General features: G+C 37.9%; 14 protein-coding genes. 7 read left to right on the top strand and 7 right to left on the bottom strand.

What is annotated here, in order from left to right:
* Positions 1-4 precede the first annotated feature (4 nt).
* The 4 genes from hisF to HC000_RS02375 all read left to right on the top strand — a co-directional run bounded on the left by hisF (position 5) and on the right by HC000_RS02375 (position 2,204).
* Positions 5-778, top strand: coding sequence for an imidazole glycerol phosphate synthase subunit HisF (gene hisF, locus HC000_RS02360; RefSeq protein ID WP_011330107.1), 774 nt, complete (start codon positions 5-7; stop codon positions 776-778).
* The gene (hisIE, locus tag HC000_RS02365) at positions 775-1,389 is read left to right on the top strand and encodes a bifunctional phosphoribosyl-AMP cyclohydrolase/phosphoribosyl-ATP diphosphatase HisIE (RefSeq protein WP_086997536.1); all 615 of its coding nucleotides are present in this window, start codon (positions 775-777) and stop codon (positions 1,387-1,389) included. Before hisF ends, hisIE begins: the two co-directional genes overlap by 4 nt.
* 105 nt (positions 1,390-1,494) lie before the next feature.
* A complete protein-coding gene (locus HC000_RS02370; protein WP_179806867.1) occupies positions 1,495-2,010 on the top strand; it encodes a hypothetical protein in 516 nt (171 codons plus the stop codon).
* A 17-nt stretch (positions 2,011-2,027) separates the two neighbouring features.
* Complete coding sequence (locus HC000_RS02375; protein ID WP_179806868.1) at positions 2,028-2,204, top strand: DUF1289 domain-containing protein; 177 nt, start codon at positions 2,028-2,030, stop codon at positions 2,202-2,204.
* A 169-nt stretch (positions 2,205-2,373) separates the two neighbouring features.
* Here the strand turns inward: HC000_RS02375 and HC000_RS02380 are convergent, their stop codons facing one another.
* Complete coding sequence (locus HC000_RS02380) at positions 2,374-2,913, bottom strand: gluconokinase (RefSeq protein WP_218910916.1); 540 nt, start codon at positions 2,911-2,913, stop codon at positions 2,374-2,376.
* 154 nt (positions 2,914-3,067) lie between these two features.
* Here HC000_RS02380 and gntU point away from each other — a divergent pair, with 154 nt between their 5' ends.
* Entirely contained in the window at positions 3,068-4,411 is a 1,344-nt protein-coding gene (gene gntU, locus HC000_RS02385) for a gluconate transporter (RefSeq protein WP_179806869.1), read from the top strand.
* Positions 4,412-4,583: 172 nt separating this feature from the next.
* Here the strand turns inward: gntU and gntR are convergent, their stop codons facing one another.
* The 3 genes from gntR to HC000_RS02400 form a co-directional block, all read right to left on the bottom strand.
* Entirely contained in the window at positions 4,584-5,594 is a 1,011-nt protein-coding gene (gene gntR, locus HC000_RS02390) for a gluconate operon transcriptional repressor GntR (protein ID WP_041454938.1), read from the bottom strand.
* 240 nt (positions 5,595-5,834) lie between these two features.
* Positions 5,835-7,106, bottom strand: a complete 1,272-nt coding sequence (locus tag HC000_RS02395) for an aminotransferase class I/II-fold pyridoxal phosphate-dependent enzyme (RefSeq protein ID WP_179806870.1) — start codon at positions 7,104-7,106, stop codon at positions 5,835-5,837.
* 179 nt (positions 7,107-7,285) lie between these two features.
* Positions 7,286-7,504 carry a MetJ regulator of methionine regulon gene (locus tag HC000_RS02400; protein ID WP_257025405.1) on the bottom strand — a complete coding sequence of 73 codons (219 nt, stop codon included), beginning with the start codon at positions 7,502-7,504 and terminating at the stop codon, positions 7,286-7,288.
* 185 nt (positions 7,505-7,689) lie between these two features.
* Between HC000_RS02400 and HC000_RS02405 the strand changes: the two genes are divergently transcribed.
* Positions 7,690-8,022, top strand: a complete 333-nt coding sequence (locus HC000_RS02405; RefSeq protein WP_179806871.1) for a PBPRA1643 family SWIM/SEC-C metal-binding motif protein — start codon at positions 7,690-7,692, stop codon at positions 8,020-8,022.
* Positions 8,023-8,155: 133 nt separating this feature from the next.
* Here HC000_RS02405 and HC000_RS02410 read toward each other — a convergent pair whose 3' ends face one another.
* From HC000_RS02410 to HC000_RS02420, 3 genes are all read right to left on the bottom strand, one after another.
* The gene (locus HC000_RS02410) at positions 8,156-10,327 is read right to left on the bottom strand and encodes a S46 family peptidase (protein WP_086997434.1); all 2,172 of its coding nucleotides are present in this window, start codon (positions 10,325-10,327) and stop codon (positions 8,156-8,158) included.
* A gap of 178 nt (positions 10,328-10,505) precedes the next feature.
* Positions 10,506-12,605, bottom strand: a complete 2,100-nt coding sequence (locus HC000_RS02415; RefSeq protein ID WP_179806872.1) for a bifunctional diguanylate cyclase/phosphodiesterase — start codon at positions 12,603-12,605, stop codon at positions 10,506-10,508.
* 165 nt (positions 12,606-12,770) lie between these two features.
* Positions 12,771-14,558 carry a PDZ domain-containing protein gene (locus HC000_RS02420; RefSeq protein ID WP_179806873.1) on the bottom strand — a complete coding sequence of 596 codons (1,788 nt, stop codon included), beginning with the start codon at positions 14,556-14,558 and terminating at the stop codon, positions 12,771-12,773.
* 225 nt (positions 14,559-14,783) lie between these two features.
* Between HC000_RS02420 and HC000_RS02425 the strand changes: the two genes are divergently transcribed.
* Complete coding sequence (locus tag HC000_RS02425; protein ID WP_179806919.1) at positions 14,784-16,298, top strand: GGDEF domain-containing protein; 1,515 nt, start codon at positions 14,784-14,786, stop codon at positions 16,296-16,298.
* The last annotated feature ends 127 nt before the right edge of the window (positions 16,299-16,425 follow it).

The following is a 16,425-nucleotide window of genomic DNA, read 5'->3' on the forward strand; positions in this document are numbered from 1 at the left end:
TCCCATGTTATCAAAACGTATAATTCCATGTCTCGACGTTAAAGACGGCCAAGTAGTCAAAGGCGTAAAGTTTAAAGGCCATGAAGTAGTTGGTGATATTTTAACTATGGCAAAAGCTTACAGCGAAGCCGGTGCAGACGAACTGGTTTTTTACGAAATTAGTGCCAGTGTTGAAAAACGCTTACTCGATGTAAATTGGGTAGAGAGTATTGCCCGCCATATTGATATTCCTTTTTGCGTGGCAGGTGGTATTAAGTCGGTTGCCGATGCAGCTCGCGTACTTGAACGCGGCGCAGACAAAATCAGCATTAACAGCCCTGCTATTGCCCGCCCTGAGCTAATAAAAGAGCTGCACGATGAATTTGGTAAGCAATGCGTAGTGGTCGGTATAGATAGCTTTTACGATGAAGTGACCGGTGAATACTTAGTGTACCAACTTACTGGCGATCCTAATGCGTCAAGCCGTACCCGCTATAAAACGCAAGAATGGGTTAAACGTGTACAAGATCTTGGTGCTGGCGAAATAGTATTAAACTGTATGAACCAAGACGGCGTACGTAACGGTTATGATATTGAGCAATTAAGTAAAATACGCGAACTGTGTAATATTCCTCTTATCGCCTCAGGCGGTGCTGGATCTATGCAAGATTTTGTAGATGTGTTTAAACAAAGTGAAGTTGATGGCGCACTTGCAGCCAGTGTTTTTCATAAAAATGTGATTAACATTGGTGAACTAAAACAATTTTTAACTAATAACCAAGTGGCCGCAAGATTATGATATTAACACTCGACAACCAAACTCAAGTTGATTTCACTAAAAGTGAAATGATCCCTGCTATTATTCAAGATGCACGCTCTGGTATTATTTTAATGCAAGGCTTCATGAACAGCGAAGCACTTAACGTGACATTAAAAACTGAAAAAGTAACCTTTTACTCGCGCTCAAAAGAGCGTTTATGGACCAAAGGCGAGTCATCTCAAAACTATTTAAATGTTGTGTCAGTGCATACCGATTGTGATAACGATTCTATTTTAGTACTTGCCAACCCAGAAGGCCCAACGTGCCACTTAGGCACACAAAGCTGTTTTGGCGATGATGCAAAACCAAGCCTAAGCTTTTTAGCGCAACTTGAAGATGTTATTGTAGCGCGTAAAAACGACGACCCAGCTAAAAGTTATACAGCGTCTTTGTTCGCAGAAGATTTAAGCCGTAGTTGTCAAAAAGTAGGCGAGGAAGGCGTAGAAGTTGCCCTTGCAGCAATGAAACACGATAACGATGAGCTAACAAACGAGTCGGCTGATTTAATTTATCACCTTACAGTGTTATTACAACGCCAAGGCTTAGCCCTTGAAGACGTAGTAAAATGCTTAATAGGTCGCCATAAGTAAGTTGTAGCTTTAATACCAACAACTTCCTATAAAAAGCACACTTAAATTATTTAGTGTGCTTTAGCACATAGCGCACTAAATTCATTAATTAAAAGGATATATTGAATGAAGAAGTTAGCCTCTGTCGTATTTACTGGCTTGGTAATTTCAGGTTGTTCTAGCGTTGTTACTGAGCAAACAGCCGCCATAGATCAACTTACACCATGTAATAAAATTCAAACCTTACTAGGTGCATACGATACCCGTTTTGAATCGCTAAAAACAACCAAAGTAACCACAAAATTTATGGATAGCTGGAGCACTAACTATCATTTAGTGGGTAAGCAATGCCAAATTACTGCGTTTGATCATGACAATGTTATTTACCGCTGTCAAAATAGTTACAAAGAGCAAATGGCTGCTGTAACAGATCATCAAAAAGCTGTCGCTTTTACTCGCCAATGCTTGCTTGAAAGTAATTGGCATGAAAGCCAAAAAGAGTCAAAAAACTCGATTCGTACTACTTTCGTACTTGATGAAAACACCCCTGTTATTTCAATCTACACAGGTAAAACGTTATCTAGTTTAAAATCGTGGTCTACCTCATTAGAAATTGGCAAATCAGTGGCTACTAAACAATAATTTTTTTATAGGGTTTTATGGGTTTTCAAACAAAAACTAGCAAGTCTAAATTTAAAACCGATTGTATTGGAGTTTGCCAACGACGCAGTGGGCTATGTACCGGCTGCGGTCGTACCAATGCTGAAATTTTTGAGTGGATTATTTTATCTGAAGATGAAAAAAAGGTGATTTTAGCAACCCCACGAGCCGATTAAGCAATGAATAGCTGGGGTTTTAATAGGTAAGCTAAACATCTGGGTTATAAAACTTTAACTTCAATAATAGACTAAAACTAACTGTTGTTAAATTTAGCCTGTTATTGAACGTTTGAAATAAATGGTATCTACTTTATTACTCATTATTTTTGTATTTATACCTTATAGGTTACCCGCTAGCTAAATTTATATCGGTTTGCGTAGCTTGAAAACAAGCGCTTACAACCTGCTTAAATGATTTATTAATGTCGATACTAATTACATTTAACTCATCTGCTTGGGGGATTTCCAATGTCTCGAATTGACTTTTTAATAGCTCAGTAGGCATAAAGTGCCCTCTTCTATCTTGCATTCGCTGCTTAACTAATTCAAAATTTCCCTGTAAATGTAAAAAAGTAATATTCACATTTCCTTCGCATATTTGCTCTCGGTATTTTTTCTTTAAGGCTGAACAAACAATAACGGCCACTTCATTTTTTTGCTCAATACTAAACGCAGCGTCACGAATTCTTTCTAACCACGGCACCCTATCATCATCATTAAGCGGATGTCCTGATGACATTTTTAAAATATTTGCTTTGGGATGTAAATCATCGCCATCAATAAATTTAGCGTCCATTTTTTTCGCAAGCGCATAACCAATACTCGACTTTCCGGTGCTTGATACACCCATAATAATAAATATTCGACCCATATTTATGTGGCTCATTTAGCTAATCTCACTCTACTTTTTTAAAAATTCATTAGCTTTGAATGAATTTTTATATTAAGTTACTGGCAACATGTTACGCGTAACTTAATATAATATGAAATTAAACACAAGTTAACCGTCATAATTTGAGTTGGATTTAAGTAGGGAACATATGTCAGATTTATCTTTAATACTAACCGCGGTAGGCTCTATTCTACTGTTACTTTTTTTAGTCATGAAAGTAAGGCTACACGCGGTTGTCGCTTTAATTTTAGTTTCGATGATAGCCGGGCTATTCTCTGAAATGAGCCCACAAATGATCGCTGGAACTATCCAAAAAGGAATGGGCGGCACTTTAGGCTTTGTTGCTGTTGTGGTTGCATTAGGTGCCATGTTTGGCAAAGTAATGGAAGAAACTGGAGCGCTTGACCGTATTGCTCATACGTTATTACATCGTTTTGGCGAGAAAAACGCTAACTGGGCGCTCACCTTTACTGGTTTTATATGTGCTTTACCACTATTTTTTGATGTTGCTGTGGTACTTTTAATTGGTATTGCATTTGCTGTGGTACGTAAAGGCGGTGGTAGTGTTATTAAAATAGGTATTGCACTGCTTGCTGGTATCGCTGCTTGTCAGGCATTTCTCATCCCTGCGCCAGGCCCTATTTTGGTAGCATCTCAACTTGGTGCCGATTACGGTTATATGATTTTATTTGGCTTGCTTGCTGCTATTCCAGCTATGATCATTGGCGGCCCTCTTTGGGGATCGCTAATTGCTAAGTCAATTCATGTTGAACTACCTGAACACGCCCAAAATAATGATAATACTAGAGACGGTGAGGGCGAGCCTAGTTTTGGCTTAGCTCTAGGTTTAATTGCACTGCCATTATTAATGATTGCTTTAAATACGATTGGCTCTCGTTTTGTTGAACAACAATCTAACTTACATCATTGGCTGGAGTTTATCGGTCACCCATTTACTGCAATTCTTGCAGCTTGCTTAATGGCATTTTATTTACTGGGTGTAAAACGTGGTGTGCCTCAAGATCGTATAATGGAAATTTGCAGTAGTGCCTTACAACCTGCTGGCGTTATCATTTTGGTAACAGGCGCTGGGGGAGTATTTAAACAAGTATTGGTTGATTCGGGTGTAGGTGCAGCGCTTGGTAATATGCTTGCGGGATCTGGCTTACCGATTGTTATGTTAGCTTTTATATTAGCAGCCGCAGTACGCGTAATTCAAGGCTCTGCAACTGTTGCTATGCTTACAGCATGCGGTTTAATTATACCTATGTTAGAGCCGCTTGGACTAGATGGCGCTCAACTTGCAGCGGTTACTATCGCCATTGGTGGAGGCTCAATCGTTTTATCGCATGTAAATGACTCTGGCTTTTGGTTAGCTAATCGCTACCTTGGCCTAACTGAAATGCAAACGCTGAAAACATGGACGGTGATGGAGACCATTATTGGTACAACGGGTGCTATTGTAGCTATGATTATTTCCCTCTTTTTATAAATTATTTTTATTCAAAACCCTGAATATGTCCGATGCTGTGCTTAAATAGCAGCATCGGTGTTTACTTCGAGTGTTATAGCTTTTACTGTTTGATGGAGGCAAGCACCATATTTCACTTACAACTCAATATTCTAGGTTTAATATTTTCTTGCTTTATGAGTGACATAGTTAATCAAACACTTTCACCTAAATGAATCACATAACCGGTATCACATATTTGCTCATCGGGTATTTCAATATCTGCTGTTGAACTAATACGACTGAGTAATTTAGCCCCCGCAAGGTTACCAATCTGATAACGCGGCGTGATCACACTGGCTAGCTGAGGCACCATAGATTGACCAATATCATGGCCATGAAAGCCTACAACCCCCATGTGTTGAGGAACAGAAATATTATTTCTTTGACACTCAAAAATAGCACCAATAGCCAAATCATCATTAGTACAAAATATACAGTCAGTATCTGGGTGTTCAGTACGTGTTTTTTGCAATAATTTAGCGCCCAAACTAAACGACGAAGCTTCATTTGTCATCACACTTTTAGGAGTAAGCCCCCTTAGTAACATTGCGTCGCTATAGCCTTGAAACTTCAATTGTGTGCGCATATCTAACCTTGCACCAAGGTAAACAATATTCCGGTAGCCTTTATTTAAAAGCGCATTGGTCATCTCAAAAGCAGCTTTAGCGTTATCAAAACCAACCGCTTGGTGTATTGGAGTGTGATGAATATCCATTATTTCAACCACAGGAATACCCGCCATAGCAATCATTTTTCGGGTTCTGTCGGTATGCGTTGTTTCCGATAAAATTAGCCCATCTACATGATATGATAATAAATATTCAACTCTCTTTTCTTCAATTTCGGGGCTATAGCCATAATGCGCGAGCATTGTTTGATACCCAGCAGGCTCAGTAATATCTTCAATTCCGCGAATAACTTGCGAAAACACTTGATTAGTTAACGATGGGACAAGCACACCTATAGAGTAGCTTTTGGCATTAGATAATAAATCTGGGGCTTTATTAGCAATATAACCAAGTGAATCTATGGCTGCTTTAATTTTGATTTGAGTTGTTGCTGATACTTTCTCTGGGTTACGTAAATAACGACTTACCGTCATTTTAGTGACCCCAACTGCATCCGCTATATTTTGAAGTGAAGAGCGTTTATTTTTTTTCATCACAGGTAATTAATTTATTATGTTACACGTAACATAACAATTATAATTGCGGTTAGCCACTTTTAAGCTATTTTGCTAGATAAATATAACCTTATTGATAATTATTTATACTATCCTGGCTTGCTTAGACCGTTTACTTATCAAGTTAGATACTTAATTATATGCTTTTCAATGAGTCAATAAATACAAATGCCTCAGTGTATAGAGGCATTTTAAACGATGTTATTACTTATAAATAGCTTACGCTTTACCGAGCGCTTGACTTACATCTGCAATAATATCGTCGATATTTTCAATACCAATCGATAAACGCACTAAATCACGGCTCACACCTGCATTAGCGAGTTCTTCATCATTAAGCTGACGATGCGTGGTTGATGCAGGATGACACGCTAGCGACTTAGCATCACCGATGTTTACCAAACGCAGTATCATATTGAGTGCGTCGATAAAACGAGTGCCTGCTTCCAAGCCACCTACAATACCAAAACTTAATATACCCGATGCTTTACCATTAGTTGTTTTTTTACACATTGCGTTGTATGGACTTGACGCTAAGCCTGCATAGTTAACCCATGAAACTTTAGGGTGCTTTTGTAAATACTCAGCCACCTTTTGTGCATTTTCGCAGTGACGTTCCATTCGCAAACCTAAGGTTTCAAGGCCAATTAGAATGTCTGATGCATTTTTTGGTGCAAGTGCCGCACCGGTATTTCTAAGCGGAACCACTCTACAGCGACCAATAAACGCGGCTTCTGCAAAGGCTTCGGTATAAACAACATTATGATAAGACGGATCTGGCTCGTTCATCATGGCAAAGCGTGTTGCATTAGCTTTCCAATCAAACTTACCTGAGTCCACAATCATTCCACCTATGGCTGTACCGTGCCCATTTATATATTTAGTTAAAGAATGCACCACTATATCTGCACCCAACTCGAATGGGCGGCATAAGTACGGCGTTGCAACTGTGTTATCAACAATAAGGGGCACACCTTTACTGTGTGCTATTTTGGCTAATCGGGCAATATCAACAATATTACCTGCAGGGTTGCCAATTGATTCACAAAATACTGCTCGAGTATTATCATCTATTGCGTTTTCAAAGGCCTCAAAGTCATCTGCTTTGATCATCCGTGCTTCAATTCCTTGGCGTGGTAATGAATGTGCAAATAAGTTGTAAGTGCCGCCATATACTTGGCTAGTACTAACAATGTTGTTGCCAACTTCACATAAACATTGAATTGCGTAAGTAATTGCTGCCATGCCAGAGGCTACAGCCAGTGCGCCTACGCCCCCTTCCATAGCCGCGATACGCTGCTCTAATACTGCGTTAGTCGGGTTCATAATACGGGTGTAAATATTACCAGGTACTTTTAAATCAAATAAATCAGCACCATGCTGGGTGTTATCAAACGTATAAGATGAAGTATTATAAATTGGCACTGCTGCAGACTTTGTGGTTGATTCTGATTCGTAGCCATGATGCAGCGCTAAAGATTCTAGTTTCATTAGTATATTCCCTGTTATTAATTTACTTAGCGTTAAATTAGCACTTATATGCTACTAAGTGCACTTGAAATATACTAATGACAATTGAAATTTTTAACCTTTAAAAACAACCACTGTTAACTTTTAAAGCTATAACTAGTTTAGCTGTAAACTAAAACCAATAATAAAGAGTATTACGCCTAAATAAATAATACATGCAGATTCATATTTTTTGATGTCTCACCTGCAATCAGGTCGCACGTGCCTTTATATATCCCTTTGCACACCAATAATACTCCCCCTGTTAGTCTATAATTATTTAAATTTATATTACCTTTTTCATCTGTAATAATGCGTAAATAACCAATAAGTATAATAATACTTGCCGATATTAATAATCCAATTTTTAAACTTTCCATGGGTATGCTCACTTTTAATTTAAGTGCTTAGTTTAATATTGATAGTTTGATAGGACGTTATACTTATTAACGCTACTTTTAACTTCACTATTTAAATTGGCTAATAGTGCGTACATCTTAGTTATATTATGCCTAAGCTGTTAGGATACGCCGTCTAAATAATGTAGAACGGTTATATAAGTATAATGTCTAAATTTTTCTTTATGGGTAAGCCCGATATAATGGGTAAAAATAACAGTAACGGTTTTAGTCCTAAGCGCAATGAAAAAGTGGGCAGCGAGCTTCATCCATTATCGTTAGTGGTTAATTCACCACAACGCAAGTTAGAAGTAGAAGCAATAGTACAAGAACATAGGTTATTTGCTACAGTAGAGCTTAATACTCAAAGTGATGAAGATATAAGAGAGCTTGAATTCGCGCTGGTTAAGTCTACACCGCAAGTATTCGATAAAGTCCCTGAGCGTAACTCTCCTTGTTTATGCGGTAGTGGTAAAAAGTATAAAAAGTGTTGTGCTTAAATTATAGCTCATAATTTAATCTCCTTTCTCATTCTTTAATATAAAAATGCCACCTGTTAATAACAAGTGGCATTTTATTATTTGCTATAAAGTTCAGCTAAAATAAAGGTTCGGCTTTATTTTTACGCTTAACTTATTTTACTATTTTCATTTCATCTAATAAATTTTGGGCATTATCTACCTTGTCCATTACCCATAGCATGTAACGAGAATCTACGTGAATTGAGCGGTTTAGTTCTGGGTTATAATCCCAATCGCCAATGATGCTTTCATATACGCCATCAAACAATAAACCCACCAGCTCGGCTTTACCATTGAGTGTTGGCGAGCCTGAGTTACCGCCGGTTGTATCTACGTTTGATAAAAAGTTAACAGGTACTGTGTTCATGCCGCCGGTGTAATCACCATAAAGCTTGGCTTTAATTTGCTCTTGTAACTTTTTAGGTGCATTAAATGGGTCAACATCGGTGTTTTTAGCTAGTAACCCTTCAAGCGATGTAAAGGGTGTTGCTACCAAGCCATCTTGAGGTGAGTAGCCACCTACCGTGCCGTAAGTTACTCGTAATGTGCTGTTTGCATCTGCATATACGGCCTTATTTTGTGCTTTATTAAAGGCAATAATAGCGCTCATTAACTGCGGGCGAGCAGCTTGTAACTTGCCTGCAAGTGCTTTTGATTTATCTTCCTCAGCTTTCATTACTTTAAATATTGCTTTAGCATATTGCACAAATGGGTCTTGGCTTTGGTTTAGCTGGCTAAACGATTGCTCAAACAATGAATTGCGTACAACTTCGTTATCAAGTGTTGATTTAGTATACATTTGCTCAAGCAATGCACTTTGTTTCGCTTTATCAAAACCATTCTGTAGTTTAAATGCCTTATCAACCTCGCTAAAGCGCTCTTCTTTCGGAAGTGCAGCATAAAGCTCTAAAAAGTGCAGTAAAATAGCTTTATCTACATTGGCATCAAAGCGACGCGTCATACGCTCAAGCCCAGCTTTAATGCGCGGTAAGTCACGCTCTTGGTATCCAGACTCTCGCTCTGCATTTGGCTTTTGTTGCTCATACGCTAAACGGTATAAGCTGCGAGCGGTACTGATCATTTGTGATCTGTGTACATAACCTAACATACGATCGCGCTCGCTATGCAGTTGCGATTGCGCTACTAATGCCGATAGCTCATTTAAAACATCGCCATATTGCTGCTTGCGTGTTTTATCACTATTAATCCATTGAGTTAGTTCTTGCTCAAACTGTTTTTTGCGCTCAAACATGGTGCCTTTTTTAAAGCTTTCTATCATTGAGCCATAGTTTTTAATGTAATTATTGTAACCTGCAATAGTGCTTTCGTAAGCTATACGCGCTTTACTGCCGTCCTCTGCGTTTTCTTCAATAAGTGCTACGTATTTTGAATTATGTTCACGCGCTTTAGGATAGCTGTCGTTAAATACGTTATCTACTTCTGCAGCAATACGGTAACGGTTAGTACGCCCTGGATAGCCTGTTACCATTACAAAGTCGCCCTCTTGCACACCTTTAGCACTTACACTTAAGTAAGAATCGGGTTCATAAGGTACGTTATCTTCGCTGTACTGTGCTGGTTTACCATCTTTTCCTACATACGCACGGTAAAAACCAAAGTCGCCGGTATGGCGCGGCCACATCCAGTTGTCTATATCACCGCCATATTTACCTACGCCCATAGCGGGAGCGTATGCTAAGCGTACATCTTTTATTTCTAGCGACTTAATGAGGTAATACTCTAAGCCACCATGAAACGAATACACATTACAACGATAGCTCTCATCGGCTTCACACTGAGCCACCAGTGCTTTTTCATTTTTTTCAAGGGCATCGTAGCGTGCTTTAGCACTTAACTGTTGAGTGTCTTTAATTACTTTGTCGGTAACGTTAGTTACGGTTTTAGTAACATAAACACGAGAGCCAGGAGCTGCGGGTAAATCTTGCGCTGGAGTTTTAGCTAAAAAGCCATTTTCTAAAATATTATTATCGGTTGTTGAGTTGTATTGAATAGAGCCATAAGCACAGTGATGGTTTGTTACCACCAAACCTTTTGGCGATACAAATGATGCCGTACAACCACCTAGGCTAATTACCGCATTCATCGGGAATTCGGTTAATTTTGAAATAGATTTAGCATCTATTTCAAGCCCTTTGGCTTTTAATATTGATTCTAATTCTGGAAGCTGATGTGGTTGCCACATGCCTTCATCTGCAATTGCAGTGCTTGAGAGTGTAATTGCTAAAGTTGATGCTATTGTAGCGACAAGAGGTGTTAAACGCATTATAGAGTCCTTTTTATTGTTTCTATAACAGGTTACTCGTGAAGTATTATGCAGGTCAATACCGTGGTAATAAATTGTTACAATGTGGCCTATAAACCTTCATATATAGCGTTAATAGCAAACTGAGGCAGCTATATTTTGTATTTACTTATAACTACTTTATATAATATGTGATTATTTATAAAAACCTTGGTGAAAAATCCAATAACAACTTCTCAGGTAATGGCTTACTAAAATAGTAACCTTGTACAAAGTCGCAATTTAACTCACCAAGTAAAACAAGCTGCTCTTTCGTTTCCACTCCCTCTGCAACCACGGTTAACCCTAAGCTATGCGACATGGCTATAGTTGCTTTGACTAAATTACAGTCTTCTTTTTTGGATGTAATGCCATTAATAAACATGCGATCTATTTTTAAAACATTAAAAGGGTACTGCCTTAAATAGCTTAATGATGAATACCCAGTACCAAAGTCATCCATTGATAGCTTTATGCCCAATTTAGTTATTTCTTGCAAAGTGTCGTTTATATTCAATTTAGCATTCATTAACACCCCTTCGGTAATTTCTAACTCTAAATATTTAGCCTTTACATCTAGCTCGCTAAGAGTGTCTTTTATAAAACTAATTAGCGCTGTGTCTCTAAATTGACTTGGGGATAAATTAACAGCCATAGTATATTTATGGTGTTGCCCTTTATTTAGCTGCTTATTTTGCCATTTTTTTAAAAGCTGTAAGGCTTGCTTAATAACAAACTTCCCAATGGGGATAATCAACCCATTATGCTCGGCTATTGGAATAAATTCATCGGGCGGTATATTCCCCAGCACTGGGTTATACCAACGTAGCAAAGCTTCCGCGCCGGTAACATGTTTATTTTTAACATCTAACTGCGGTTGGTAATATAGTTCAAATTCATTACGCTGTAACGCACCTTGCATCTGCTCCTCTATCGCAAGGCGGCGCTGAATTACTACATTCATTTGTGGAGTAAAAAACGAGTAACTGTTACGTCCCAAGGCTTTTGCTTGATACATTGCCGTATCTGCATTGCGTAAAAGATCAGACGCTGTATCGCCATTTTCGGGGTACATAGCAACCCCAATACTCATAGTGAGTACAAGTTCTCTCCCTTCAATTTTAAATGGCGAGGTAAAACTTTTCAGTAGCTTTTCTGCAATACCTATTGCGTTATAATGACTATTAATACCCCGCAATAGTACAATAAATTCATCTCCTCCTAAACGCCCTATGGTGTCTTCTTTGCGAATGACTTGCTGTAATCTTGCAGCTGATTTAACCAGTAGCTTATCGCCTAGTTCATGGCCAAACGAGTCATTTACTTTTTTAAAGTTATCTAAATCAATAAAAAGTACAGCCACATGCCCCTTGTTTCTTTGTGCTTCAAAAAGCATATGCGATAGTCGGTCAAGTGCTAAAAAGCGGTTAGGTAATGAGGTTAAATTATCATAATAAGCTTGTTTACGGATCAGCTCTTCTGCCTTGTGCTGCTCGGTAATATCTCGAATAATAACCATAACTTGCTGATATTGAGAAACATGGGTAATTCTTGCCTCAAAGTACACAACTCCCAATGGCATGGTTAGTTCATATTGAAAGCTCACCATCTGTTTTTGGCTTAAGGCTTGGGAAATATTTTTTCTAAACTTACTGCTAACATCGTCTGGTAATAAATCAAACATACTGCTACCAATAAATTGCTGAGGTAAAGCATAAAGATTACTGCTACTACTGCTACTGGCTTGATAATCAAGGATTTTGCCATCTTCTTGCATTACAAAAAATAGATCAGGAATAGCCTCAAATATTGTTTCCAACATTTTCTCTCTGAACATAGCCTGTTCTTGCGCCTGTTTAACATCGGTTAAATCAATATCAATACAATACATTTGTTTAATGCCATATTGATTTATAAACATTACATGGCTTGAAAACACCGAAACATCATTATTATTTTTATCACGAAGAGTTAGCTCTGCTGCAGGAATTTCTATGCCATTATTAATCCAATTTCCGTGGCCAGCAACCACGGCCTCTCGTAAATCACTTGGTATAATTAAATCTTCAAGCTTTTTACCTGTTGCTTCAACATTCGTATAACCATAAAGCACTTCGCTGCCTTTATTCCAATAAATAACACGGCGTTGTTCATCATACCCCTGTACAGAAATAGCATTCACAGCATCAAATAATTGATGTAATGGGTCATTAACAACATATTGATGAGCTAAAGTATGTATATTATTTTTAGATTTCATTCTGATTAATTACTAAACAATACTTAATGTTAATAATAGAACGAAATAATTAAATTAACACTTAAAGGAGCGAATAAATGCTTTTAGGTAATGCGGCAATATAAGAGTGTAAAAATAAAAAGGAGCCGTTGCTCCTTTTAGTTATTAATTTTTAACTCATTAATGTTAATCTTTTTTAGCGTTATTAGGATGCTCAACACCTATCCATGCTTTAAACAACGCCTTTTGTTCACTCGATGCTTGCTTATTAGCAATCACCTTTTTAGGTTTATCAAAATCTTCTGATAAAACTAAACTGGTGCTAGCAAGTGCATCGCGGCGAATATAATCAATTGTAATTTTATCCCCTGCTTTATACATTTCTAGGCTGCTGGTTAAATCCTTACCAACGTGATGCTTATTAATAGCAACAATTTTATCATCTGTTGTTAAGCCTGCCTGCCATGCACTGCCACCGCGTTTAACATGCGAAAGCGTAAGGAGTTGGCCGGTATTTTTTGCCACAGCATCTATACTAGCTAAGGCTTTCGCTTTTTCTGGACGCTCAAATGTTAAACCTACTTTATTGAGTAACTCGTCAAAATTTAGTGAAGCTGGCGAGTCGACAATAGTTTGCCACCAAGTGTTGTAATCACGCCCGGTTAGGTCTTTTAAAATATTGAGTACATCTAAAGAAGTAAAACCTGCAGGTAATTTATGTTGCTTATAAAGTGCCTTGTGTACATCGCGATAACTTATTTTACCTTGGCTTTTTTCTAGTAAATCAATATCTAAAGCAAGTGATAACAATGAGCCTTCTGAATAAATGTTAGTAGAGTAATTACGCGCGTGGTCCCCGCCTTGGTTTATCCACTTATCAAAGCTGGTTTCGCTGGCGCTTTGTACTTCGCGACCAGGTGTTTGTAAATGACGATTAATTGTTTTACTCAGTAGGTTAAAAAACTCATCAGTGCTTTGAATGCCTGAACGCACTAATAAATGATCTTCGAAATAGCTGGTTGAGCCCTCTGCTATCCAAAGTAATTTAGAGTAATTCATATTGGTGTAATCGTAAGGTGTAAGGCCCGCTGGGCGGTATGCTTTAACGTTCCAAGTATGAATAAATTCATGCGCCGCAGTGCTTATAAAGGCTAAGTAATCTTCGCGTTTAGCAAATCGGTCTCGCGGACGCTGAATTATAGTCGAATTTAAATGCTCAGTAGCACCACCCGCTCCCGATGTTGCATGCACCATAAATACATAACGTTCATACGGGTAGCCATCCCAAATAACATTGCCAGTAGCCACTAACTTTTTTAGATCCGTTAGCATGAGCTCTACATCATAATTACCATCGCCCCATATAACTAAATCGTATTCACGGCCATCAACTTTAAAGGTGTGTAATTGGTTAATACCTGTCTCGATTGGTGAATCTACAAGTACGTCATAATCTGCCGCCTTAAATGTATTTTTACCTTTGTTATTTTTCATTCCAGAAACAGAGCGCCACTGTTTAGGCACCTCTAAATTAATCGTAACGGGTTCTTGGCGAAATGAGTCACTAAACATAAAAAAGCCTGATGCATCAATAAATGCATGGCTGTCATCAATATGGCGCGCACGTTTGCCAAGCTCATTTGCGTATACTTGATATGCTAAGTTAACTTTAGTTGGCTTATTTAAATGTACACGCCAGGTGCTGTGATCAATTTTTTCCCACTTTAGGGGGTTACCCGTACTGTCTTTTGCATCAAAGTAACGCACCCCATTGGCTAAATTTAATATTTCGTAACGCCCAGTGCGCCATGCAGGTAATTTAATGTCTAAATGCGCTTGTGCCGTTTTGGGAAACTCTACCGTAACATTACCTAAGTGGTGCTGTGGCTGAGAAATGTTTAATGAATAATTTACATCAGCAAACGTAGGGGCAGAACATGCGGCTAAAATAGACAGCGCTAATAGCTTTTTCATAATGGCTCATAAAGATAACTTAGTGTGTAAAGAAGACTAACAAGGCGCTATTTAAAAGTGAATTAAAAGCGATAAATAGACTTTTAGATACGTTTATTGACAATATCTTATTAAAATGCAAAGTTTTTAATGAGATAACTACACTTAATATAAATTTGTTGTAAACTTAACTGATACTAATTAACACAATGGCGGTATGTTTAGGTGCCTGATAAATCTAATTCTATGGACAAAAAACTCAAACAAGCTATTGAGCAACGAATAGTAATTGAGAGCGCAAGGAAAACTCAAGTAGACACTCTGTCAAATTTTGCAGCTAAATTGTCTTTAAGCTGTAAGGGTCTTGATATTGAATTAGATAATCGTCTAGCTAAATTTAGAAGCGCGCTTAATAAAGGGGTTAGCTTTGAGCACTTATCGCCGTTAATTAATGATATTTTAGTACTTTTAAAAAGCCAAGAAGCCACTCAACTCGCCCATCAGCGAGATTTACGCACAAGTGTAAAAAATGCTGGCAAGCAATTACAAAAAACCAATGGCTTACCTGACGACACACGCAGAGCGCTGCGTAACTTGTTAGATAATGAGCTTAATAACGTTCAGTCAACCCATGGTTTTATACCGCTATTAAATCAATTAATTACTATTTATAACCAAGCGTTACAGACTAAATTTAATGCAATACCCGCAGAGCAACATACCGACACTCCAGTAATTGCTAAAAAGTTATTAGAACTTGCCCACCAGCTGGTACTTGAAGATGAAGCTGCAGAGCAAATTCAATCAATAAGAACTGCCATTTTACAAAGTAATACAGTAGATGACTTACTCGCTGCCGCAATTGAAATTATTAGTATTATTGTAAAAAATATTAATAACGAGCGCCAATCTGCGCAAAGTTTTTTAGTGTCTTTAAATAAAACCTTAGAAGAGTTACACCATTCGATTTTTTCGACCAGTAAACATTCCGAATCTATGGGGATTGAGTTTGACGCATTAAATAAACGTATTAAAACTAAAATTAATAATCTTAATGAGCAAACCAAGAGTACCACCTCAATTTCATCGTTAAGAAAATTGGTTGATCATGAACTAAAGTCCCTCGGTGAAGATTTTATTGCCAAAGAAGAACTTGAACGCAAAGATCGCAAAGTACTTATAACCAGCTTTGATAAAATAAATAATCGTATTGGCAGCTTAGAAAATAAACTCACTAAATATAAAAAGCGCCTTAACGATCAACGTTTTCAAAGCCTGCTCGATAGCCTAACCAAACTGCCAAACCGGGCCGCCTTCGATGAGCGGTATAATCACGAAATGCACTTATTTAATGTGCAAGCATCCGATGTTACTCTAGCGGTAATAGACGTAGATTATTTTAAGTCAATAAACGACAGGTTTGGTCATACGGCTGGAGATATTACGCTACAAGTTATTGCTAAAGCCTTGCAAAAATCGATAGAAAAAACAGACTTTATAGCGCGTTATGGCGGCGAAGAATTTGTACTCTTAATGCCAGGCACCTCTTTAGAGCATGCCATTCCCCAACTCGAAAAACTTAAAAAGAATATAAAAAAGATCCCGTTTAAGTTTAAAGATAAGCAAATAGAAATTACAGTGTCACTTGGTGCAACTCAGTTTAAACAAGGTGACACATTATTAAAGGCATTTGATAGAGCAGACGATGCTTTATATGAAGCCAAAAACGCAGGTCGGGATCGTCTGTGTATACGTAAATAATGTTATTTAGCTCAATTTTTTTTGAGTTTTATAACTAGCTAGTTTTTTACATTTTATGCCAATTGTATTAAATGAGTCGTTAATTATAGCAACCGCTCTAAAAAAGTACGGCGCCTTATATATTACT

It is taken from the genome of Pseudoalteromonas sp. MIP2626, from assembly GCF_013414205.1.
Taxonomy (GTDB): Bacteria; Pseudomonadota; Gammaproteobacteria; order Enterobacterales; family Alteromonadaceae; genus Pseudoalteromonas; species Pseudoalteromonas nigrifaciens.

Excerpts from the sequence above, each read along its gene's own strand:
- hisF (WP_011330107.1), top strand. The coding sequence starts at position 5 with ATGTTATCAAAACGTATAATTCCATGTCTCGACGTTAAAGACGGCCAA.
- hisIE (WP_086997536.1), top strand. The coding sequence starts at position 775 with ATGATATTAACACTCGACAACCAAACTCAAGTTGATTTCACTAAAAGT.
- HC000_RS02370 (WP_179806867.1), top strand. The coding sequence starts at position 1,495 with ATGAAGAAGTTAGCCTCTGTCGTATTTACTGGCTTGGTAATTTCAGGT.
- HC000_RS02375 (WP_179806868.1), top strand. The coding sequence starts at position 2,028 with ATGGGTTTTCAAACAAAAACTAGCAAGTCTAAATTTAAAACCGATTGT.
- HC000_RS02380 (WP_218910916.1), bottom strand. The coding sequence starts at position 2,913 with ATGAGCCACATAAATATGGGTCGAATATTTATTATTATGGGTGTATCA.
- gntU (WP_179806869.1), top strand. The coding sequence starts at position 3,068 with ATGTCAGATTTATCTTTAATACTAACCGCGGTAGGCTCTATTCTACTG.
- gntR (WP_041454938.1), bottom strand. The coding sequence starts at position 5,594 with ATGAAAAAAAATAAACGCTCTTCACTTCAAAATATAGCGGATGCAGTT.
- HC000_RS02395 (WP_179806870.1), bottom strand. The coding sequence starts at position 7,106 with ATGAAACTAGAATCTTTAGCGCTGCATCATGGCTACGAATCAGAATCA.
- HC000_RS02400 (WP_257025405.1), bottom strand. The coding sequence starts at position 7,504 with ATGGAAAGTTTAAAAATTGGATTATTAATATCGGCAAGTATTATTATA.
- HC000_RS02405 (WP_179806871.1), top strand. The coding sequence starts at position 7,690 with ATGTCTAAATTTTTCTTTATGGGTAAGCCCGATATAATGGGTAAAAAT.
- HC000_RS02410 (WP_086997434.1), bottom strand. The coding sequence starts at position 10,327 with ATGCGTTTAACACCTCTTGTCGCTACAATAGCATCAACTTTAGCAATT.
- HC000_RS02415 (WP_179806872.1), bottom strand. The coding sequence starts at position 12,605 with ATGAAATCTAAAAATAATATACATACTTTAGCTCATCAATATGTTGTT.
- HC000_RS02420 (WP_179806873.1), bottom strand. The coding sequence starts at position 14,558 with ATGAAAAAGCTATTAGCGCTGTCTATTTTAGCCGCATGTTCTGCCCCT.
- HC000_RS02425 (WP_179806919.1), top strand. The coding sequence starts at position 14,784 with ATGGACAAAAAACTCAAACAAGCTATTGAGCAACGAATAGTAATTGAG.